This window comes from Frankia sp. CcI156, from assembly GCF_001983015.1.
GTDB classification, from domain to species: domain Bacteria; phylum Actinomycetota; class Actinomycetes; order Frankiales; family Frankiaceae; genus Frankia; species Frankia casuarinae.
This window is the reverse complement of sequence record NZ_MOMD01000077.1, coordinates 1-21515: the sequence shown is the minus strand read 5'-3', so window position 1 is coordinate 21515 and position 21515 is coordinate 1. Positions and strand designations below refer to the sequence as shown.

Below are 21515 nucleotides of genomic sequence, written 5' to 3'. Positions count from 1 at the left end.
AGACCCACACCCCCTACAGTGAGGCAACCGCATGGACACAGAAAGCAACACTCGACGTCGCCGCTTGACAACGAAAACCATGGGATGTCTGACCGCGCGTGATCACGGTGATCACGGTGACGAGAGTGACGCACCGAGCGGGCTCGCGGGCACCGTCGCGTCCTGCTGCACGCCGTTGGCTCGCACCCCGCTGTCCGCGGAGGACGCCGAACGTCTCGTCGGTGTGCTCAAAGCGATCGCCGTTCCCGCCCGGCTGCGGCTGCTGTCGATGATCTATGCGCGGGAGGGTGGTGAGGCGTGCGTCTGCGAACTGACCGAGCCGCTCGGGCTGACCCAGCCGACCGTCAGCCACCACCTGAAGGTTCTTGTCGCCGCCGGCCTGATCAGCCGGGAGAAGCGTGGCGTGTGGGCCTACTACCGACTCGTGCCCGGAGCGCTGCCCGCGCTAGCCACGGTCTTCGCTCCGGCCGCCGCTCCAGACGCCGAGTGAGACGACTACCGAGTGAGACGACCGCCGGGCGGGACCTGCGCATCGCGGCCGGCGGTGGTCAGAGGGGCCAGCAGCGGTCAGGGGCCAGCAGCGGTCAGGGGCCAGCAGCGGTCAGGGGAGCCAGGAGACGGTGGCGCAGCCGAGCTGATGCCGGATGGGGCCGTCGGGCCCGGCGTTCGTGGCGTAGGCGCACACCGTGTGCGGGACGGCGCTCGTGATGACGGTGGTCTCGAAGCCGTGGTCGGGGCCGGCGTCGGGGTAGAAGCGGGCGACGTCCGGTCGGGAGGTGTCCGCGGTGGCGGTGGTGGCGGTGGTGGCGTCGAGAGTGACCGTGACGATGAGGGGGTCGGCGGGGTCGTCGGGGTCGTAGGTCCAGCCGGCGACRCGGACGCTGCTCCAGCCGGCGGTGATCCACGGGTTGGGCGTCGCGAGGTCGAGGTAGCCGAGGGGCGTGTGGTCGACGGCGGGCGCGTCCACGGTCGCGGTGGCGCAGCCGAGGCTCCGCCGGTGGAAGGAGCCGAGCGGGCCGATGTTCACCGCGGCGGTGCAGACGGTGTGGGTGCCGGGTGCGGCGGCCACGGTGGTGTCGAAGCCGTGGTCGGGGCCGGCGCCCGGGTGGGCCCGGGCGACGTCGGGACGGGAGCGGTCGGCGACGACACTGGCGGTGGCGACGTCGTCCAGAATGATCGTTACGGCCAGGGGGTGGGTGAGGTCCCCCGGGTCGATGGTCCAGCCGGCGACGCGGATGCCGGCGGGGGATGCGTCGGCGAGATCGAGAAAGCCGAACGGCGGCGCATCGTCCCCATCGGGACAGGTTTTCTCGGTTTTCCTGATCTTCCCCGTCTTCCCCACGTCGCTGGACCCGGCCGTCGGGCAGGCRCCGGCCACGGCGGATCCGGCCAGGCCGACGCCGATCAGGACGGTGGTGAGAGCGAGGATGCTGATCATCGCGACGGCGGTACGTACGGGCGTTCGATGCGGCGCGATGGCGATGATCGTCACCCTCTCCCCTCACGCTCAAGGTGTGAACTGAAAGTAGCATCTCCATTGCTATCGGTCGACAACCGTGAAGGTTTTGTTGCATGTTGCATCCACGTCGCCGCCATGCGCATTCTGCGGGTGCGGTGTCCGTACGGCCATGGAGCGGTGGGGCGGCGACTGGACCCGGCTCGCCGACCGCCGCTGTTACCAGACCTGGATCAGCCAGCTCGGTCTGGCGGGGGACCCGTGGACCGGTCGCGGGACCGGATAGCCGAGAAAGCCTGCCGCGATCGTGCGCCCGCTCCCCGACTCGGCGGCCAGYCGAACCGGGAGAACGGTTCCGCCCGCAGATGCAGACGGATGATCTCCCTGCTGTACGCCAGGGTGTCGGCCGGCAGATCGTCCGGTGGGTGCCAGGCGAGGGCGGAGCAGGTGGCTGGCTCCCGATTGGTGGGCTCGCCGCTCCACCGCGACACCAGGAAGCCGAAACCGATACGAGCGTCGCTGTCCGGCGGAAGGRCATGCGTGATACCCGCGAAAGCGACATCCTCGGGTTCGACCCCGATACCGAGCTCCTCGTCGAGCTCCCGGATCACCGCGGTCACGACGTCCTCGGCGGGCTCGATCCGTCCGCTGGGCAGCGCCCAGCAGCCGCTTCCGTAGATGCCTCCCGCGCGTTTCGTCAGGAGCAGGCGGCCGTCCCGTATCAGTAGCGCAAGAACGTCGACCGGGGTCCGGTGTTCGTGCCGCATGATCCTCCTCGTGCTCTTCTTCCCGCGGACCGACTCGAGGCCCGTGACCGGGAAACGTAGCGCGCAGGGCCCCGTCCTTCAGAGCGAAGATTCAGCAGGGATTCGGCTGGCGCTCAGCGRCAGGGTGGCCCTGTTCCGCACATGCGCATCCTGGTGGCGGACGACGACCGGAGTCTGGTGGCGCGACTGCGGGCGCTGCTGCGCCGTGGTGGTGGGGAACGCCCGGTCGTCCTGGCGGCTGGCGACCTCCGGCTCGACCCGCGTCGCACCGGGCCTGGCGGGGTGAGTCACCGGTCGAGCTGACGCCACGGCAGTTCTCCCTCCTGGAGTTCCTGACGCGCCGTCCCCGTYCCATACCGACCGGTGGGTAGGGCGGTGRCACGGGACGGGGATGGTAACCATCCCGGCTACATCCTCGTCTGCCGGCCAGCCRCCAAGGCTGGATGATCACCATCCAGCAAGCCGATCCTACAGAACCGAGGACGCCTCACCGCCGGACACGCCGAGGCGGTTCAGGCATTTTTCCGGGAGATTCCTCGCGCCTTGGCACTATAGGGCTTGGTGGAGCTGAAGAGTATGTTCCCGACCGTGTTACGGTGGGCGAGGGTGTTCTATTCTGCAAGAAGATTAAGGATAGATTTCTTGGTGTGGAATCAGGACTTTTCAAGCTAGCAGGCTTAGCACTTTAGTTGGAGTCCAAGAATGAGTTRTGCTGTAGCCAGGATATATATGCTTTCTATTATTAGCCTGTTCTTGCTAGGCTTCCTAGCTGTTAGCTTTTTTGCCTACGGCGTCGAGCCTGGGCGGAATCTCAAGGAGACGCCCTCGTTTCTGAAGGAACGTACAACTCGATACATGGACATAGGTGATACACGGCTCCACTATCTGAAGCAAGGCGCTGGTAGACCTGTCATTCTCCTGCATGGCGGTGGCACCTGGCTGTATTCTTTCCGGAAGAACATCGATGAACTTGCCCGGKAGCATACTGTGTATGCCCTGGATATGCCCGGGCATGGTTTCAMCACCTACCAGGATCCTGCTACGCTCACCTTGGCCGGATTCGCGACGCTCCTGAAAGATTTTTTGGCAAAGCAAGGAATTGTCCAGGCTGATTTTATTGGGAGTTCATGGGGTGGCGGTTGGGCGCTTTATTTTGCCGAGGTTTACCCTGATGAGGTCGGCAGGATAGTGCTCATTGATGCTACGGGGACGGCGGAGATCGCGGCTCAMGACGGGAGCTCCTGGAAGTACCTGTCGTATCCGCTGGTAGGCKAGTTGCTCGTACACTTCTTTTCTTTTGGCAACGTCAGGAAGGATATACACGAAAATCTCTTCAGCAACCCATCGGCCGTATCTGACGCGGAGATTCGCCAGATATATATTCCTATCACTTATTCTCGCAACCTCAAAGCTCAGTACATCCTGCAACGTAATTTGAACTGGAGCGAAGTCGACCGGCATCTCGAAAAGGTACACAACGAGACTCTTGTGATCTGGGGCAAGGATGATCGTTACATACCAATAAAATTTGGCCAGAATCTTGAGGCAAGGCTTCCAAACGCCCGCTTCGTCTCCATAGAAAATGCCGGCCACCTACCRCATGAAGAGCAGCCGGAAAGGGTCAACGCACTCTTGTTGAAATTTCTTCAATAATGGCGCATCCTGCAAGGAAGTGTCAACTCCGGTATGCCGTGTCGGGCGTGTCCTGGCCTGGCCGGTAAATCTTAGTGTCATGCGGGATACGGCGGTGTCACGCRGGATACGGAATGGTTATGGAATGGCGCCGTCTACCTCACGCCGGCCCGTCCGGGGCGGCGGCGCGGCGCCGTAGGGAGGGCAGCCACCAGTTGTACTTCCCGGCTATCAGGAGTGTGGCGGGCGCCAGGACGAGCCTGATCAGCGTGGCGTCGAGCAGCACCGCGACGCTGAGGCCGAAGCCATACTCGCGCAGCATCAACGTTGACGAGAGCATCATCGTCCCCAGTGTTCCCGCCATAACCAGGCCGGCAGCGGTGATTACCCGGCCGGTGTCCACGATAGCTGTCGTCACCGCGTCGGCGTCACTGCTTCCCTGCCGGGTTATTTCTCGGATCCGGGTTATCAAAAAGATTTCGTAGTCCATGCCGAGACCCATCATGAGGATCACCAGGAAGATTGGTAGGTCGTTGATGACGGGTTCATCGAGCCAGCCGGCGAAGACCGCGAGCGTGGCGCCGAGTGCCCAAATGTTGCTGAGCGCRATCGTCAGGATCAGCCGGATCGGGACCAGGATGGATCGTAATGCGAAGGTCAGCAGCACTATGACGCCGGCGCACACAAAGGCGATCATCTTCCAGAAGGACGATGTCAGCGCCGCATCGTATTCTTGGTCGATGACGGTGGCACCACCGACCTGAGCGTTGTCGATGGTACTGTCGGCGACCAGCGTGGTCAGCGTCCGGATCGTCGACCTCGCCTGCTCCGACAGTGGGTCCCCAGCCAGCACGATGGACAGCCGCAGGGCGCCGTCCGGGGCCAGAAAGTCCTGTCGGACGTTTTGTGGTAGCGCCGACGTGTCCTCCCAGGACAGCTTCGTGCCCGTGGGGCGGGACAGGCTCGAAACGGAGACCACGCCGGGAGTGCGGGCGATCGCGTCGCTTAGGCTGTCCAGTCGCTGCCAGCCGGCAAGGGTGAGAGTGTCGCCTCGGTGACCGTTGTCGCCGATGTCACCGACGACGGTCGTCGGCTGCAGCAGGCCGGGTTGCCAGTGTTCGGCGATAAGGTTGTAGCCGCGGCGGGCGTCTGTGTCCGGGCTCAGCGCGACCGGGTCGGAGGTCAGCCGGTGGGATCCCAGGAGGACAATGATGGGGATCGTCGCCAGCACGAACACCGCGACGACGGCGACGGGTGCCCGTCGCGGCAGCACGGCCAGCCGTCGCAGCAGGTTGGTCAGCCAGCCCTTGGACTCCATATCCGTGAGCGGCCGGACACCGAGCAGGAAGAATTTGTCGCCCAGCAGAACCAGCAGCGCCGGTGTGATCGTCAGTGCGGCCAGCAGCATCACCGGGATGCCCGCGAGCCCCCCATAGCCGAGCGGCGGGATCCAGTCGACCGGTGAGRGCAGGGTTGCGGCGAACGCGAGGATGACGGTGCTTCCCGCGAGGGCAATGCTTTCACCGGCGTGGATGGTGGCGTTGACGACGGCTTCTTTCGGGTCGCGGCCAGCCAGGCGTTCCTGCCGATATCTGGAGGACAGCAACATGCTGTAGTCGACGCCAGCACCGAGCATGACGAAGGTCATGATTGTCGTGGTGAACTGGGTTAGTTCCACCTGGCTGCCGACGGCGTACAGCCATGCCTGGCTGATCGTCATGGCGAGCCCGATCATCGTCAGGGTGAGGACTGCCGGAACGACGGCACGGAAGAACAGCAGCAGAACGATGATGATGATGATGTAAGCCGCGTACTCCATCTTCGCGTTGTCGGCCTCGGCCTTGTCGTACGTGTCCTTGATCAGTGCCAGTTCGCCGGTGACGGCGGCGTGCACCGGGGAGGCCGGGCCCAGYCGGGCTATGTCCGCGGCCACAGTGCGGCGCAGCGCTGTCAGGTCCGGGTCAGGTCCATGCCTCGAGTAGGCGACGGTAACGAGTGACGCCCTGTGGTCATCGGAGATCAGGCTGGCGGCGTCCACCGGCACGGGGAAGTCCGCCCAGTCCGTCTCCTCGGCCAGCGTGCCGGCCAGCTTCGGCCATTCCGCCTGGTCGGTACGTGCGGCCCGTTGCAGGAGTGGAACCAGCGCCGCGGGCACCTGACCCGTGGCCCGCGCCTGGGCCAGGCGGCCCATGGCCTCMTCGGTGCTCGGTGGCGGCGTACCCGCCGGCGCGAGCACGTGGCGCATCGCGGCCAGGAGAGCGTCGCGGTGCAGCGTGTACGGCGACGTCGTGCTCATGACTGAGCCATCGTGGACGAGTGGCTGTAGCGAGGCGTCCAGCATGCCCATCAGCCGCCGCGAACTCGCGGCGGTCACATCGGGCGCACTGAGCACGATGAGGGTTTCCCGCTCGGAGTGATGCGGGAATGCCTGTACGAGCCGTTGCGCTACGGCGTCGCCGACCGAGCCGGGCACGATCTTCGAGCTGCCCTGCCGGGACTGTACCTCGGAGAGCTTGAGCGCGAACGGCGCGCAGGCCCCGATAGCGACGAGCCAGAGGACGATGACGACCACGGGGTGTCTGACCACGGCCCGGGCGATCCGTCCCAGCACCGGATGGGCGGAAGGGGAAGGCGTCGACTCCGATCCGATCCCGCCAGTCCCAGAGTTCACTGGATCCCATTCGCCTTGGTGACGCCCGGCTGGACGGGAGCTGCCGGCTCCGGTGTGGTCTCGGCGACGACCACGACGAACGGATGGAGGAGTGTGAGGCCCCCCGGCCGGCTGGCCTGCTTGCGTAGCGCCTCTGTCAGTTTGCCTCTGACGTCGTCTTCGCGGGACATGTCGAACGAGTCCCGGAAGCCGGCGCCGGCGCCGGACCGTTCCACCCACTCTACGGCTTCCTCGGCGGTGGYCACCGGCCAGCGCTGTTCACCCTCATACTGGTTGATTACCCGCAGTTCGCCCTTGCGCATCCACCTGGCCACCGTCTCGGCGTCCTTCGGCAGGGCCACCCGCACCATCGCGGTGAGCAGAGTCGGCTCGTCCGCGACGACGTCTTCGAAAGCCTTGCGCAGCGAGGCCAATGCGTCCGCGCGGGACTCGATGATGCCGATCCGACCTCCTGGGCGGAGCACCCGCCGCGCCTCGCGGAACAATTGGGAGGGCTTGCTATAGCAGATCGCCCAACCGCAGACGATCGCGTCGGCGCTGTTGGTCGCCTGGGCCTTGAGGAACTCCAGCATGTCGCCCTGCTGCCAGCTGACATCCTTGGAGGCTTGGCCGAGCGTCTCCATCTTGGCCTTCGCGACGGCCAGCATCCCCGGGGACTTCTCGATCACCCGCAGCGAACCGAGGCCCTGCTGCCGGATCCGAATCTGTTCGGACAGGTGACCCGTGCCGCATGCCAGCTCGATGACGTCCATCCCCGGGGCGATCCCCACCAGGTCCAGCATCGCCGTCGAGTTCGGGCCCATGAGGGCGGTGAACGCCTCGTCATAGGTGCTGCTGGCGATGTCGTAATCAGGTGTGGTGTCGGCAACGGCGCGGGTGAGTAGGAGACGGGCGGCGCGCAGCGCCAGACCGGCTCGGCTCATAGCAACTCCCAGTGGATCGCGAGCAGAAGGACGGGATGTCTTTTCGGTGAGGTGGATGCCCGACCGCAGCCGGGCATCCTGGCTCGGACGTCAGGTGACGGAGCGGCGCTGCGCCGCGGTCAGGATCAGGACGGCGCCCAGGACGAGAACCGCCGCCATGCCGGTAAGCGCGGTGGTGACGCTGCTGAAGCCGGTACCCAGCGCGCCGAGCAGAGGGCCGCTCATCATCCCCACGGCATAGGCGATGTTGAACATCGCGAAGATGGCCCCATGCCCGACCCCCCGCCGTTCCGCCGCTGCGGTGAGAATCCCCAGCGCAGGGATGAGGACAAAGGAGAAGCAAACGGCGAACGTCACCAGCAGCACCGTCGTCCAGCCAACGTCGAACCTGGGGAGCAGCGGCAGGACGGCGCTCATCCCCAGCAACCCGCCCGGGATCAACGGCAGATCCGGCCGCCGGTCCCCAAGCAGGCCGACCGGCACCCCGGCGAGCCCGTGCGCCAGCGTCGCCGCCCCGAAGATCAGACCCAGCGTGGCCGGGCCGCTGCCGAACCGGTCGGCCAGGTGCAGCGGGAGCAGCGGTTCCAGCATGCTCAGCGTCGCCGCTCCGAAGGCGACAGCGAGCAGGGTCGGCAGGAGCGAACGCCAGCCGGATGGCTGCTGCTCACGTACCGGCTGCGCGGCGCCGCGGACCAGCCACGGCAGGACGGCGGCGAGTACCGCGGTGAGCACCGTGCACACCACGAACGGCGCCGCGTCGCCGAAGCGTTCGGCCAGCAGCCCGCCGATCACTGGGCCAGCGACCATACCGACGGACATACTGGACATCGCCGCTCCCATCGCGCCGCCGGCCCTGGGGGGCCGCACCCGCTGGGCGAGCAGAGCGATTCCGTTCGTCCACAGCGCCGCCGCGGCGACTCCCTGGAGCGTGCGGGCAGCCAGAAGTTCGGGATAACTACGAGCCAGCGCGAAACCGACCGTCGAGATCAGCAGACCGGCGGCACCGACCTGGAATGGCCGTTCATGCCCGAACCGGTCGCCGACCCGGCCCATCAGGGGAGTCCCCGCCAGCAGGGCGACCGCGTACGCGGCGTACAGCAGGCTCACCCCGGCCGACCCCACATCGAACTGGTCCGCGTAGTTCGGCAGGACAGGTACCACGATGCTGTAGAGCAGGCTGTCCACGAACAGCGCGCCACAGGTCGCGGCGGTCACCTTGAATACGTCGTGGCGAACCGCGGTGGAGTTCGTCTCGACCGCGTCCTGGCTGGCAGCCATCTCGCCTTCTCCGATCACGTTAGAGCGAGATTGCCCAGATGGTGAACAGAACGTTGGCCACACCCTGCGCGATGGTCGTACCGACCACCGATCCCGTCACCATCCGGCAATAACCCAGGGCGAGGCCCATCACGAAGACCGAGGGGATCATCCCGGCCAGGACCAGCGGGTTGAAAGGATTGAGTCCGTAATCGCCGAGGTGCACGAGTGCCCAGCCGRCACTGACCGTGACGACGGACCTCCAGAGCCCCATGCGCCGGGAGGCGGCGTGCAGCAGCACGCCTCGGTAGAAGACCTCCTCAGCGATCGGGACGAGCAAACCCATACAGAGGAACAAGGAGATATAGGCGAGCGCCGGAGAGCCCGGGAACATCTCGCGGAAGAGGCCGGGCAGCAGGGCCGCCCAGTTGTCCTCACCCCGCCCGAGCAGCGTCAGGCAGGCGACGAGGGTCAGCAGGTAGCCGGCGGTCACCACCCCGATCCCGCGGGCCAACTGCCGTGGCGAGGATATGGCCTGYACGCCGACATCCGACCACATTCGCCGCGGCACGACGAACAGCGCGAACGGGGTGAGCACGATAGAGAACACCTTGAGCCACTCGTCGAACGCGCCGGCAATACGTAGCGTTCCGAGGATGGCGAACACAACGCAGGCGACAAGCACGGGCCGCGCTTCGTAACGCGGGAGCCGCCGGCCTGGGACCCGACCGGACCCGGTCACCCCCGACTCCGCCGTCCCGCTCCCGTTCGGGACCGCGTTCGGGGCGGAGCGAAGGACTTGATCTTTATTTCCGGCATCGCGAGAAAGAATTTTATCACTCATGGGGACTCGCTGGGCGACGTGTGACGCTCTTCCTGCCCCGGCGCAGCGAGACGGCCTTCGTCACCCGCATCAACCGCCAGACGGCGGAGAGCGAGACGCCGTCCTGGAACGCGACATACTCCGGCTGGATCAGGTCTGGTTGCCACTTCAGCTTGTATGCCACCTGGGACTGGGCRGGGTAGATCCACTCGGCGCGAGTGCCGAGCCAGCGCACKAAACGGTCCACGAAGGGGCTGTGTCCAGGAAGTCGATGTTTCGGATCGAGCGAAGTGAAGGGAGTGAGACCAAAGTGCAGGTACGGCGTCTTCTCCCCGACGAACTGCCGTACGGCCGTGGACAGGATCAGCTCGCTGACTCCGGTGGGAGCGTCCGGTATCCGCCGGCTCAGGTCATGCAGCCAACCGGAGTGCCGCCCGAAGACCGGCGAGAATACCTGGTAGCCCACCAGCCGGCCGGCGTGCTCGGCAACGAACAACCGGCGCCTGCGCTCGGCCCAACCGCCCCGTTGGCCGATCATAAAGTCGATCTCGGCGACGCCAAAACCTTTTGCCTTCAACCATACCCAGTCCACCTCGTTCAGTGCCTCCATCAGCTGCGGCGTCCGCTCACGGACCGCCGCCACCTCGCGTACCCGGACGCCGTCCCGATTAGCTCGAGAGATCTTATTCCGGATCTTCACGAAATGTTTCCCCGACATGCTGAACCCGTCCAGTGAACGGGCGTAGGAGGCGCCGAGCTGGTTCACGCCAAAACCGGCACGCAGGTAGATGTCAGTATCTTCGGGCATCAGCTGGACGCTAATCACCCGACGGCGGTTCTRCCTGGCCCAACGGACGAACTCAGTCAGCARCTCAGCCTGCTGGTCCGGCGGCGCGAAGACTCCGCCGAACTGGATCAGGAACCTCCCGCTTGGCCGGTAGATGACGACGCCGTCGATTCCATCCACCTCGAACGTCAGATTTCCTTCGTTCAGCKCCAGGTATGCAGATGGGTTGTGAGCGTGCCGGGTCAGCACGTCCAAAGTGGGCTCCGCGACGGATCGCGTCTGTGCGACCCCTGYGCTGCTGCTACGGGTCACGGCCGGCTGCTCCCAGCAACGGCCGCTCGGTCGATCTTTGTCGTGCCCTGGTTCGACCGAGCGTCGCGGGCCGCCCAGTAGCGCATGCTCCGATCCGCGACCGTCCTGGCGTCGGGGAGCGGCCGGACGCCGAGGGCGGCGAGCTCATCAGCCGATGTCGGCAGTATCAGGCTTGAGCGGACGTATGCAGAGAAATAGGCTACTGCCTTCATTATCCCCGCGTATAGTGCCGGATCCGTGATGGCGGATTCATCCAGGACAGTACCGGATATCAGCATCGGGGGCTTGGCCGGATAGCCAAAATCACGGCCAATATCGAGCGCCATGTCAACGACGTCGGTGAGGGTCAGTGCCGCCGGCCCATTAGCGAGCCAGAGTTCGCTGCCCAGCGCCTCCTTACGTACAGCGGCAACAACTGCCTCGGCTACATAATCAACGGGCACCAGATCGATCCGAGAGTCCGGGGAGAAGGGTATTATCGGTAGTTTATCGTGCAGGAATCTGGCCACCATCTGGTAGAAGCCTTGGAAGCTGGCTATGGCACCGGTATCGGAGTGGCCGACGATGATCGAGGGCCGGAGGATGGCATAGGGGACCCCCGCGCCGCGCACTACGTCCTCGGCCTCGCGCTTGCTGCTGGCGTAGCGAGCACCGGACTCGCCGGCGCCGTCGCTGCGGGCGCCAATGTAGGCGGTGCTCACATGGTAGAGGGGTGCGTCTGCCGCCGCGGCCAGCTGCGCTATCCGCGAAGTTCCCTCGACGTTGATCGACCTTAATGTCCTCTCGGTACCGTTGAATGCGACCACGGCGGCTGAATTCACCACCGCATCCACGCTGTCGACCAGGGATCGGTACTCCGATCCATCCAGGCCGAGTTGTGGACGAGCGATGTCACCGCGCACGGTGGTAATCGTCTGGTCGGCCAGGACGGTGYGGTGCACCAGGCACACCGGCTCGATGTCAGGAACTCTTTTCAACTGGCTCAGGAGCTCTTGACCGAGCACGCCCGACGCCCCCGTCAAAAGCACCCGTCGTGCGGTTTGCGCAGTCATCTACTTCCTTTTCCAGCAKGGAATGTCCGCATGGCGATGYGGCCGGATCACTGGTAGGAGCTGTCAACGACCTTTTGKTATTAGAAATATGCCAGCGATGCCCGTCGATATTCCGTGGAACGGCGTGCATGCCCGCGTCAATGATCGTTTTTCTGATTATCATCATCATCAGCTGTGGATGAATTCGACAGGGCCGGGCCGGCCGTGATTCTCCAGGCATGCGCGCGGCCTGGGCGCGCTTACTGTAGTTACAGTAGCGGCCGTTGCGCACTCCAGCGCTACGTTGTCGCACCCCCCGTGTCGCCATGCGTCGCATCCGTGCCGTCAAGTAGGCGAAGCCGCGACTTACTGTTCTTGTAACGTCTCCTGGAATCGCTCGGTYGTCAGTCTAACCACAACCAACTGGCGAGGTCTACGAGGAAGGAGGGGCCATTGGTTGTTGAGAAGAAAAATTATGCTGCTGCTTAATAGCAAGTAATCTGTGCCCGCAGCGGGCTGACCAGCGCTTCCGGTGACCGTCAACCTCCGTTGAAGTCTCTACGGTGTTGGCTATCTCACAGTGGGGCGTTATGGGCTATTTTCATAACTTAAGTCTAGTATTCGGAAGAGTATTCGGAAGATACGAGTGGCATCCACCGACGTGTCGTACGGACAGCGATCTCTAGCGGCTGGCTGGAGTGATAAACTGTGCTGTAGGGCGACTATCGGTAGGCGAGYCTGGACAAGGTGATGTGCGCGTACCGGGCCCGGTAGTCGCGGACCTGGCAGTCGTCGAGGCCGCGGGTGGGAGCGGACCCGGCCGCGGTCGCCGACCCGGGCCGCTCGCCGGATCGGTCGAGAGTACGGCTGCGCCGGGTTCGTGGTTCCGTTCGACCACGGCGACGACTGGGACCTCGCCGCACCGGGCGAACGCATCCACGACATCGCCCACCTCTGCTGGCGATTCCTCGGATGGTTCGGGGGCGGGGTCAAATCGAGCGGCGGGGCAGGCGTCCGCTCAGCGGCACAACAGAGTGTCGCCTGGTGTTCTAGATGCCGCGGTGTTTTTAGATATCGAGGTCGACGTAAAGGGCGGCGTGATCGGAGGCGGCCTGGTCGGCTCGGGTGATCTTGGGGTGGATCACCCACTGGGCGGATGGGTGTTTGTTGTCGGGGTCGCCCCACAGGCCGGTGCGGACGATCTGCCCGCCGGTCATCCGGTCGGCGAGGTCGGGGGAGAGCAGGATGTAGTCGAGTCGGTTACGGGCGGTGCAGGACTGGAAGGTACCGGGTCGGGGGCCGGTGTCGAATCCGGCCCGGCTGGCGGCGTCGACGAGTGGACTGTCGGGGCCGAGGAGGGGTTCGAGGCTGGGGAACGCGGGCGGGGGTGGCTTGTTGAGGTCACCGACGACGGCGATGTACCGGGCGCCGGCGTCGCGGAGCGCGGTGTAGATCTCCGCCACCCGGTGGGCCTGCCGGCGGCGTAGCGGGTCGGGGTTTCCGGAGGTCCAGGACTGGCTTTTCAAATGGTTCGGCAGTACCCAGATGGTGTTGCCGGCGGGGGTGTGCAGTTCGTAGGCGGGGCAGTCGCGGCTGAACAGCGGCCGGTCGGGGCGGGCCGGGTCGGGGTCGTCGACGTGGCTGACGATCGAGCCGATCGTGTGGCCGGGTTTGGCCAGCAGGCCGACGTCGATGCCGCGGGGGTCGTTGCCGTCGACGAGCATCACGTGGGCGTACAGGCCGGCGAGCAGACTGGTGTTGAACCGGACCAGCGCCGGACGGTTTTCGGCTTCGATCACGGCGAGAACGTCGGCGTTGATGTCCGTGATGACCTGGGCAGTGGAGCGGATCGCGGTCTCGTCGACGGGGCCGGTGACCAGTTCGACCCAGCCGATCCAATCCTGCCGCCCGGTCGCGTCGATCACAGCGTCCTTACCGGGGGGTTGGGTGAGGAAGTTCCCGCGGTTCTCACGAAGCCGGGCCCACCGCGGCTGTGGATCCCGGTTGAGCTGCAGCCGACCCTCGCTGGTGCGGGTCAGGATCTCCATCGTTTCCAGGTCGGCGAGCATGTCGGTCTTGTTCTGAACGGTATAGACCTCGTGCTGGGCGAGGGTGATGAATCGGTCGAATGCGGCCAGGACCGGTTGGCCTTCGTCCCAGGTGGGCAGGTCCATCRCCCGGATCCGTTCGAACAGGTTTTCCACGTTGAACGACGCCAGTCGCACCGGTCACCCCCACAGCACCGTCGTGTCGGCTCTGCTGCACAGCGTGGCAACCCGAGGAGTTGCTGTCGACCCACCGGCAGGTGAATCTTTTATGATCTCGGTGGTCCACTTGTGGCCGCGCCTGTGACGGCTCTCTTGATCCTGCATCGATCAAGATCGTAATGTGGACGGGCGAGGCTGAAACCGAGCGCAGCGTGCGCCTTGACCGCCTCCACCCGGCGGTACTCGTTGAAGAAGCCGCCGTGGTACAGGTCGTCGACCCGCTCGGCTCCGTCCGCGTCCAGGTCGTAGACGACGCGGGCGGTGGCCGGGAAGAACCAGGCCGGGCCGATGTCGGYGATCTCCCCGGACAGCTCGACCCGGTTCAGCGCCGCGAGCGTCGCGGACTCCCGCAGGATGCGCAGGTCGTCGTCGGTGACGTCGGACAGGTCGGGGTCGTCCAGCCGCTCGGCGGAGAACAGGTGGTGGTAGACCCGGTCGGCGGTGCGCAGCACGTCCGCCGGCTCGGACGTCCGCTGACCGTAGGCACGGACGAACTCCAAGGTCTGCTGTTCGACAGCGGCCTCCTCGGTCTCGTCCTCCGACAGCAGGCGCTCGGTCACCAGGTCCCAGTCGACGAGCATCCAGACCGGCGCGGTACTGCGACGGACGAAGTACCGGTCCGGCTCGACCGTGACCGTGGTCCCGTTCACCGTGATGCCCGGGAGACGGTTCCAGGTGGGCGTGAACGGTTCGCTCATTTCCACCGAGAAAGCTGCGGGGTATTCGGGTTTCGTGGCGAGCATGGCTCACTGTCCTTTCGGGCTCTCCGTTGATTCCGGTATCGATTCGCGAGCCTCCCCGGTCGGGCGTATGGTCCGGTGGGTAAATCGGGGAGGTCGTGTCGATGTCCGTAATCATGACCCGGACGGGATCGGCAGGACAGTTCCCGGCGGCATGCCRCAGTCCCCGAAGAGCAGTGCTTCGAGGCATGGCGCCGAGCACTCGTTTTCCGGCCCTGGACCGRCTCTCATCGACTACGATCAGCTACAGATGGCGGCAGATGGCGGGGTGAGTCGACGTGCGTCATGATCCGTCCGCGTTCGTCATACCGGCGGAATTCTGGGATCGGACCCAGGTCGCCGAGAGCCTGCAGATGAGGGACATCGGTTCCCTCTTCCGGCTGGTACAGCGGTACGCCGGGGCGAGTCAGCCAGGGATCGGGATGCGCGTCGGCCTGGCCCAGTCAGATATCAGCAAGTACATCAACGGCAAGCGAATCGCCGCCGAGTTCGAGTTGTTCGAGCGCGTCGCCGATGGGCTCGACCTGCCCGACCGTGCCCGCATGTTGATGGGGCTGGCACCGCGCGGCGCCGTCCAGTCTCCGGAGGCCTCACGGACGAACATCGTGGAACAGACCGCCCTTCCCGAGGAATCGGATTCCGTCGAGGAGATCGGGCAGCGGATCGAGACGCTCGGTGCATCCAACGTCAGCACGGCCGTTCTCGCCCACTTCGACGTTCTGCTCCTGACCATGGCGGACGAGTACGAGTGGGCCGGCCCGGAAAAACTCGCACCACGGGTACTCAGGCAACGCCGCCGGGTTCAGAACCTCCTGGAAGGACGACAGCCGCCCCGGCAGCGTGAACGGCTCTACGAAATCGCCGGTCGCCTCTCCGGAATACTCGGCTACATGGCGGTGAACACCGGCCGGTTCGGACTCGCGCGCGCCTACTGTCTGGAGGCTCTCCACACCGCTGAGCTGGTCGGTCACCACGACCTCACGGCATGGATAGGCGGCACGCAGAGCCTGTGTGAGTACTACGCCGGGGACTACAGAGCTGCCCTGGAGTTCGCCCGGGAGGGTCGCCGTGTCGGTGGCCGGTCGGCCCAGGTGATCCGCCTCGCTGTGAACGGGGAGGCACGCGCCCTCGGTCGGCTCGGTGACCGCGCCGGGGTGGGCCGATCCGTGGGCGAGGCGTTCGACCTCGCCGAACAGCATCCGGTGCCCGACGGGATGTCGCCCTGCATCTCCTTCGCGCCGTACAGCATCGCCCGTATCGCCGCGAACGCCGCGACCGCCTATGTCTCACTGGGCGAGCCCGGTCAGGCGCGGGAGTATGCGGACATGGCCGCTCAGGTCGCAGACCGATCCCCGTCGATGTGGAGCCGTTGCCTCGTCCGCCTCGACCTCGCGACCGCGCTGCTGCTGTCCCACTCCCCCGATCCGGAGCAGGCTGCCGTCCTGGRCATCGAGGCTCTGACCGCCACGGCCGGCAACCCGATCGAGTCCGTCCGACGTCGTAGCCATGAGCTGGTCACCCGCGCCAAGCCGTGGCAGCAGATCGGCCCGGTCACCGAACTCGCGGAGGCTTCCCGCGCGCTCGCCCTCCCCACCGGCGCACACCGGTGACCACGGCACGCACCGCGGACCCGGTCGCGGACGACTGGCACCGCTTCGCCGGTCTCGACCGGCTCGAAAACCACTGGGACCGGCCGGGCTGGACACCCGGCCGCCGCTCCTACCACTGGATGCTGACCTTCGAGGATGCAACCGAGCTGCACGTCCTTGCCGACCGGTGCCAGCGGCGGCTACGCCTGCCCGCCCTCGACCCGGTGCCGCCTGACGGGCTGCATCTGACGCTCCAACGTCTTGCGTTCACCGATCAGATCGGCCGGGCTGACGTCGACAGAGCCGTGGAGCAGACGTGTGTACGGCTGACCGAGGTCGAGCCGTTCTCCTTGGCTGTGGGGCCGCTGGCTGGGTCCTCCGGAGCCGTCCGCTTCAGCGTCCTGCCCTGGGCACCGGTGGTCACCATCCAGGGCAAGATCGTCGAAGCGACCACGGCCGTACTCGGGCCCGCCGCGGTCGTGACCAAGCCGCACGGGTTCCGACCCMACATCGGAATCGCCTACTGCAACAGCCCGACCGACGCCCATTCGATCATCGCGGCCGTCAGAGACCTCCGGGAGCTTCCATCCGTCCGGGTCGCGGTCAGAACCGTGGCACTGGTCGAACTGCGCCGTGAGGAACGCGCCTACCGGTGGGACACCGTGGCCCGCGTGCACCTGCCAGCGGCTACTGGGTCTAGCACCCCTGCCCGCTAGTTCTAGCAGGGCCTCTAAAGGGAAAACAGGGTGACCGTTGATCGGGACGTACCCACATGGGGCATGCCGCCTCAGCGCCGTGGCGGGGCTGGGTCGGGTGGTGTGGTGGTCCGCTGCCTCGGGTCACGCGGCCTTGGTGTCGGTGGGCTGGTCGGTTCGTCTGGTGATGACCGCGTCGTAGCCGAGGGCGTCGAGCTGGCTGATCAGGCGTTGGGCGTGGCGGTTGGGGTCGCGGCGTCGGGTGAAGTAGTCGGCGCCGAGGTCGTGGTAGGGCTCGTCTCGGTCGAGCATGTGGAAGGCGGCGACGAGGATCGAGTGCTCGACGGCGACCCTGGCCTTGGACGCGCCCCGGTTGGCCTTGACCCGTTTGTACTGGGCGGACAGGTAGGTGCCCCGGGTCCGGGAGGCGGCGCGGGCGGCCTCGTGCAGGTTGAGGCGTAGCTACTTCGAGCCCTTGCGGGTCTTGCCGCCCTTGGACCTGCCGGCGGACTCGTGCTGGCCGGGGCAGCGCCCGGCCCAGGAGGCCAGGTGGCCGGCGGTCGGGAAGACCGACATGTCCGGGCCGATCTCGGCGAGCAGGCATTMGGCCATGCGGCGGTCAACCCCGGGGATCGTGTCCAGCAGGTCGACCTTCGCCTCGAAAGGGGCGATCACCCGGTCGATCTCGGTCGAGAGCCGGTCGATCGCCTCATCGAGATAGTCCAGCTTCGCGAGGATCTCCCCGATGATCAGACCGTGGTGGCCGGTGAAGAACCCGTTCAGCGCCTCCCGCAACGCCGGGATCTTGGCGCGCAGCCGGCCGCCGGCGAGCTCGGAGAGTACCTCCGGGTTGGTGGTACCGGCGATCATCGCCTCGAGGATCGCCCGGCCGGACACCGTCAGGATCGACGAGGACACCGACGACAGCTTGATCCCCGCGTCCTGCAGAACCTTGTCCAGGCGCTGGACCTCGCGGGTCCGCTCCTCGATCTGCGCCTTGCGGTAGCGGGTCAGATCCCGCAGCTGGCGGATCGGTTGCGGCGGCACGAACGACGGGCGGACCAGCCCGTACTCGACGAGTTCGGCGATCCACGCGGCGTCGGCCGCGTCCGTCTTGCGGCCGGGGACGTTGTGCATGTGCCGGGCGTTGAGCAGCCAGCACTCGGCGACCGCGTCCTCGAGAATGTGGAAGACCGGTCGCCAGTACACGYCGGTAATCAGGCGTCGACTCCATCCCGACCCGGGTCACCCCCAGACCGGTCAGCCAGTCCCGCAGCGCCAGCAACTCCACGGTCGTCGCCCCGAAGGTGTGCAGCTGCACCTGGACCGGCCCACCCGGCGCCTCGGCCATCCGCACGCAGGCGACGATCTCGTCCTTGTGCACATCCAGGCCCGCGCACCGCGCGACCTGCGCTTCCATACGACCCCTCCAGGCCATCCCGACAGGAACAGGTGGCCACCCGGAGGGGGTCTGGTGATCAAAYGGATGACGTCATACAGACAGACCCAGACAGGAAAAGAATCATGGGGGTAAAGTTGGGGTGATCTTTATTTCAAGATCTTTAAGATCTTGCTAAGATAGGCCCTGACCTGGGCAAACATGCTCCCGCGATAGGACTCGAACCTATAACCTGCCGGTTAACAGCCGGCTKCTCTGCCAATTGAGCTACGCGGGATCGGGTGCCGTGCATCTGACGTCGTCAGCCTACCTGAGGTTCGGGCGGTCTTGGACGTGGGGTAGGAATCAACCCGACGGCACAACGTCAAGCGGCCGGCGGCCATCCGCCTGCACGTCCCTCGGTCTCCTGGGAGGCAACATGCGTATCAGGCCCAGCGTCATCCTGGCCCTCGGTCTCGGATACGTCCTCGGCGCCCGGGCCGGCCGGGAGCACTACGACGCCATCATGCGGCAGGTCCGTGACCTCCAGGAGCGCCCGGAGGTCCAGAGCGTGGCGGGACTCGTCTCCGCGCAGGCGGCCACCGTCTACCAGAAGGCCCRGGACCTGCTTGGTGCCCATGCCGGGCAGTCCGCGACCAGGCTGTTCGCTCCCCTCGGCTCGCACAGCTCCAACGGTGTCGGATCCAACGGTGTCGGATCCAACGGCGTCGGTTCGGTCGGTGCCCGCTGATCGAGGCACCCTCGCGCCGGAGACCCCGGAGACCCCGGAGACCACCGATGAGCGGTCCCGGCGGGACATGCCGATGAGGCAGGCGAGGCCGAACGGGCCGGGACGACCGCACGCCTCCGGTCATCCCGAGACTTCGGACGGCGCACCGTCCGCCCTCGCCGGTCTTGTGGACCTGTTGGGTCGGCGTTTCGCCCTCGCCGTCTACTGGAACCTGCGCGGGACGGCCCTGCCGTTCCGCGCGCTCGTGGCGCGGCTCGACGCGCCGCAGGCCCAGGTGACCCAACGCCTGCGGGAGCTGCGCGAGGCCGGCCTCGTCGAGGTGGACGAGGTCGGCGAGTACCGGCTGACCGCGCACGGCCGTCGCCTGCAGGGAGTGCTGGAACCGCTGGCGGCCTGGGCGGACGACTGGTCCGGGCTGAGCCCGCGCCAGCGCACGCCCCGAGGATCAGCCACCCAGGGTCACGGTGAGCCCTAAGTTCGGTGGACTCCCGCTTGGCGGCAATATCCCGACATCGCGGAATGATCACTATCGAGAGGCATCTCGTGACGGCAAGATCACAGCTTGTCTTGAGCTCGTTTTAAGGATCTCTTAGGCCCAGCGGGGTGTGCTGGTCCTTGTCGCCCGGCTGGCGAACTGAAGCAGCCTCATCCACCAGAGGTAACCCCGGCTTCTGGTGGGTCTCCCCAGCCCGGGTCGCGGCCCGTCCCAGCCGCGACCCGGGCTCAGCCCTGCCCGCCGCGCGAAGCCGTYGTGGACCGGCGTGCGCGCGAGGCTGTCGTGGACCGGCGTGAGGTCAGCCGCCGGTGAGCCGTTCCCGCGCTTCGGCAAGCCGCCGCAGGGTGGTCTCCCGGCCGAGCGCCTCCAGCGACTCGAACAGGGGCAGTCCCACGCTCCGCCCGGTCACGGCGACCCGCACCGGTGCCTGCGCCTTGCCGAGCTTGAGACCGTGCCGCTCGCCCACCTCGGTGAGTCCGGCCTTCAACGTCTCGGCTTCCCACTCGATCTTGTCGTAGAGGTCGTGGACGTCGGCGAGCAGTTCCGCCGCCGGCCCCTTCATCGCCTTGGCCCAGGCCGCGTCGTCGATCGGTGCCTCCGGCAGGAAGAGGAAGTCGACCATCGGCACGATCTCCGACAGCACGGAGACCCGGCTCTGCGCCAAGGGGGCGAGGGCTGCGAACGCGTCCGCGTCGAACGCGGCCGGCTCCCACGGCGCGGCCGGCGCCGAGAGCCAGGGCCGGACCGCCTCGATGAACTCCGCGACGCTCAGCCGCCGGATGTACTCACCGTTGAACGCCTTGAGCTTCTTCTCGTCGAAGAASGCCGGCGATGGCTTCACGTCGGCAAGGTCGAAGGTGGACTCGATCGTTTCCCAGGGCACGATCTCGTCCTCGCCGGGCGGGGCCCAACCGAGCAGCATCAGGTAGTTCTTCATGGCGGCGGGCAGGTATCCCTCGTCCCGGTAGGACTCGAGCGCCACCTTGTCGCGCCGCTTCGACAGCTTCTGGCGCTTCTCGTTGACGATCACCGGGACGTGCGCCCACACCGGCGGCGCGTCCGCGCCGAGCGCTGCCCAGAGCAGCTGCTGCTTAGGGGTGTTCGACAGGTGTTCCTCACCCCGGATGACGTGGGTGATCCCCATCTCCAGGTCGTCAACGACGTTGGCGAGCAGGAACACCGCCGACCCGTCGGCCCGCGCGACCACGAAGTCCTCGATGGTCTCGTTCGGGAACTCCGGCGTGCCGCGGATGAGGTCCTCGACGATCGTCACGCCGTCGTCCGGCGTGCGAAAGCGCAGCGCCCGGCCGGGACCCGGGGCGAGCCCGCGGTCCCGGCAGAATCCGTCGTAGCCGCGCTGCGCGTTGCCGGTGCGTTCCGCCAGGGCCTCGCGGGTGCAGTCGCAGTAGTAGGCGAGACCCTCGGCGTGCAGCCGTTCGGCCGCGGCCCGGTGCCGGTCGGCGCGCGACGACTGCAGCACCGGACCCTCGTACCCGCCGGGGCTGATGCCGAGCCAGTCCAGCGCGCTGATGATGCCGTCGGTCCACTCCGGCCGGTTGCGGGACGCGTCGGTGTCCTCGACGCGCAGCACGAAGTCGCCGCCGGCGCGCCGCGCGACCAGCCAGTTGAACAGCGCCGACCGCGCCCCACCCACATGGAAGATGCCGGTGGGAGATGGCGCGAATCGAACCCGTACCCGCCCAGATCCCATGCCGCGCAGCGTACAGCGGATCTCGACGGGCGAACCGGGCGTGGGCCGATGGTGACCGGCCGCGGAATCGGTCTCCCGGGCGGCCGGCTACGCCCCTGCTCAGCCGAGGAGGTCGAGGGGGGTGGTGGGTTGGTGGGGGGTGTGGGGGGTGGTGGTGAGGTGGTGGCGCCAGAGGGTTTCGGCGGCGTCGGGGTCGTGCTGGGTGAGGTGGGTGAGGAGCTGGTGGTGG

At 66.5% G+C, this 21515-nt stretch carries 17 protein-coding genes, 1 tRNA gene and 2 pseudogenes; 7 read left to right on the top strand and 13 right to left on the bottom strand.

The genetic code is table 11. The features are described 5' to 3' along the window. Window positions 1-79: 79 nt before the first annotated feature. Window positions 80-490 carry a helix-turn-helix transcriptional regulator gene (locus CcI156_RS21635; RefSeq protein ID WP_011437624.1) on the top strand — a complete coding sequence of 137 codons (411 nt, stop codon included), beginning with the start codon at window positions 80-82 and terminating at the stop codon, window positions 488-490. Between the two features lie 111 nt (window positions 491-601). Here CcI156_RS21635 and CcI156_RS21630 read toward each other — a convergent pair whose 3' ends face one another. Both CcI156_RS21630 and CcI156_RS21625 read right to left on the bottom strand, forming a co-directional pair. Beyond that, the gene (locus tag CcI156_RS21630; RefSeq protein ID WP_011437623.1) at window positions 602-1492 is read right to left on the bottom strand and encodes a hypothetical protein; all 891 of its coding nucleotides are present in this window, start codon (window positions 1490-1492) and stop codon (window positions 602-604) included. A gap of 197 nt (window positions 1493-1689) precedes the next feature. Further along, complete coding sequence (locus tag CcI156_RS21625; protein WP_076807876.1) at window positions 1690-2223, bottom strand: NUDIX domain-containing protein; 534 nt, start codon at window positions 2221-2223, stop codon at window positions 1690-1692. Window positions 2224-2397: 174 nt separating this feature from the next. On the opposite strand from CcI156_RS21625, the pseudogene CcI156_RS24290 reads away from it, so the two are divergent. Together CcI156_RS24290 and CcI156_RS21620 are read left to right on the top strand one after the other, a co-directional pair. Further along, a pseudogene (locus tag CcI156_RS24290) lies at window positions 2398-2579 on the top strand (response regulator transcription factor); the annotation flags it as partial. Window positions 2580-2952: 373 nt separating this feature from the next. After that, entirely contained in the window at window positions 2953-3876 is a 924-nt protein-coding gene (locus CcI156_RS21620; RefSeq protein ID WP_175637646.1) for an alpha/beta fold hydrolase, read from the top strand. 139 nt (window positions 3877-4015) lie between these two features. On the opposite strand, the gene CcI156_RS21615 is transcribed toward CcI156_RS21620, so the two are convergent. From CcI156_RS21615 to CcI156_RS21575, 8 genes are all read right to left on the bottom strand, one after another. Further along, window positions 4016-6442 carry an MMPL family transporter gene (locus CcI156_RS21615; protein ID WP_254847553.1) on the bottom strand — a complete coding sequence of 809 codons (2427 nt, stop codon included), beginning with the start codon at window positions 6440-6442 and terminating at the stop codon, window positions 4016-4018. A gap of 80 nt (window positions 6443-6522) precedes the next feature. Beyond that, window positions 6523-7449, bottom strand: coding sequence for a class I SAM-dependent methyltransferase (locus CcI156_RS21610; RefSeq protein ID WP_076807868.1), 927 nt, complete (start codon window positions 7447-7449; stop codon window positions 6523-6525). A gap of 90 nt (window positions 7450-7539) precedes the next feature. Then, entirely contained in the window at window positions 7540-8727 is a 1188-nt protein-coding gene (locus CcI156_RS21605) for an MFS transporter (protein ID WP_011437617.1), read from the bottom strand. A 19-nt stretch (window positions 8728-8746) separates the two neighbouring features. Beyond that, entirely contained in the window at window positions 8747-9391 is a 645-nt protein-coding gene (locus tag CcI156_RS21600; protein ID WP_217697732.1) for a CPBP family intramembrane glutamic endopeptidase, read from the bottom strand. Window positions 9392-9542: 151 nt separating this feature from the next. Then, window positions 9543-10565 (bottom strand): DUF2156 domain-containing protein, encoded by a 1023-nt coding sequence (locus CcI156_RS21595; RefSeq protein ID WP_254847554.1) that lies wholly within the window; start codon window positions 10563-10565, stop codon window positions 9543-9545. Between the two features lie 59 nt (window positions 10566-10624). Next, the gene (locus CcI156_RS21590; RefSeq protein WP_076807864.1) at window positions 10625-11680 is read right to left on the bottom strand and encodes an SDR family oxidoreductase; all 1056 of its coding nucleotides are present in this window, start codon (window positions 11678-11680) and stop codon (window positions 10625-10627) included. A gap of 1046 nt (window positions 11681-12726) precedes the next feature. Further along, window positions 12727-13884 (bottom strand): endonuclease/exonuclease/phosphatase family protein, encoded by a 1158-nt coding sequence (locus CcI156_RS21580; RefSeq protein WP_076807859.1) that lies wholly within the window; start codon window positions 13882-13884, stop codon window positions 12727-12729. A gap of 89 nt (window positions 13885-13973) precedes the next feature. Next, window positions 13974-14669: a hypothetical protein gene (locus tag CcI156_RS21575; protein WP_076807857.1), complete on the bottom strand. Its 696-nt coding sequence runs from the start codon at window positions 14667-14669 to the stop codon at window positions 13974-13976. Between the two features lie 275 nt (window positions 14670-14944). On the opposite strand from CcI156_RS21575, the gene CcI156_RS21570 reads away from it, so the two are divergent. Next, window positions 14945-16276, top strand: a complete 1332-nt coding sequence (locus tag CcI156_RS21570) for a transcriptional regulator (RefSeq protein ID WP_076807854.1) — start codon at window positions 14945-14947, stop codon at window positions 16274-16276. After that, entirely contained in the window at window positions 16273-16971 is a 699-nt protein-coding gene (locus tag CcI156_RS21565) for a 2'-5' RNA ligase family protein (protein ID WP_076807852.1), read from the top strand. Before CcI156_RS21570 ends, CcI156_RS21565 begins: the two co-directional genes overlap by 4 nt. Before the next feature lie 123 nt (window positions 16972-17094). On the opposite strand, the pseudogene CcI156_RS27920 reads toward CcI156_RS21565, so the two are convergent. After that, window positions 17095-18370, bottom strand: a pseudogene (locus CcI156_RS27920) (IS110 family transposase). 183 nt (window positions 18371-18553) lie between these two features. Continuing rightward, window positions 18554-18626: transfer RNA gene (locus CcI156_RS21555), tRNA-Asn, on the bottom strand. Between the two features lie 141 nt (window positions 18627-18767). On the opposite strand from CcI156_RS21555, the gene CcI156_RS21550 reads away from it, so the two are divergent. Both CcI156_RS21550 and CcI156_RS21545 read left to right on the top strand, forming a co-directional pair. Next, window positions 18768-19079: a hypothetical protein gene (locus CcI156_RS21550; protein WP_076807850.1), complete on the top strand. Its 312-nt coding sequence runs from the start codon at window positions 18768-18770 to the stop codon at window positions 19077-19079. Further along, entirely contained in the window at window positions 19069-19554 is a 486-nt protein-coding gene (locus tag CcI156_RS21545; RefSeq protein WP_035734274.1) for a helix-turn-helix domain-containing protein, read from the top strand. The genes CcI156_RS21550 and CcI156_RS21545 overlap by 11 nt, the downstream gene beginning before the upstream one ends. 319 nt (window positions 19555-19873) lie before the next feature. Here the strand turns inward: CcI156_RS21545 and gltX are convergent, their stop codons facing one another. Further along, a complete protein-coding gene (gene gltX, locus CcI156_RS21540) occupies window positions 19874-21286 on the bottom strand; it encodes a glutamate--tRNA ligase (RefSeq protein WP_011437604.1) in 1413 nt (470 codons plus the stop codon). Window positions 21287-21515: the final 229 nt, after the last annotated feature.

What these genes read in the sequence shown, in the direction of transcription:
- CcI156_RS21635 (WP_011437624.1), top strand. Translation starts at nt 80, where the DNA reads ATGGGATGTCTGACCGCGCGTGATCACGGTGATCACGGTGACGAGAGT.
- CcI156_RS21605 (WP_011437617.1), bottom strand. Translation starts at nt 8,727, where the DNA reads ATGGCTGCCAGCCAGGACGCGGTCGAGACGAACTCCACCGCGGTTCGC.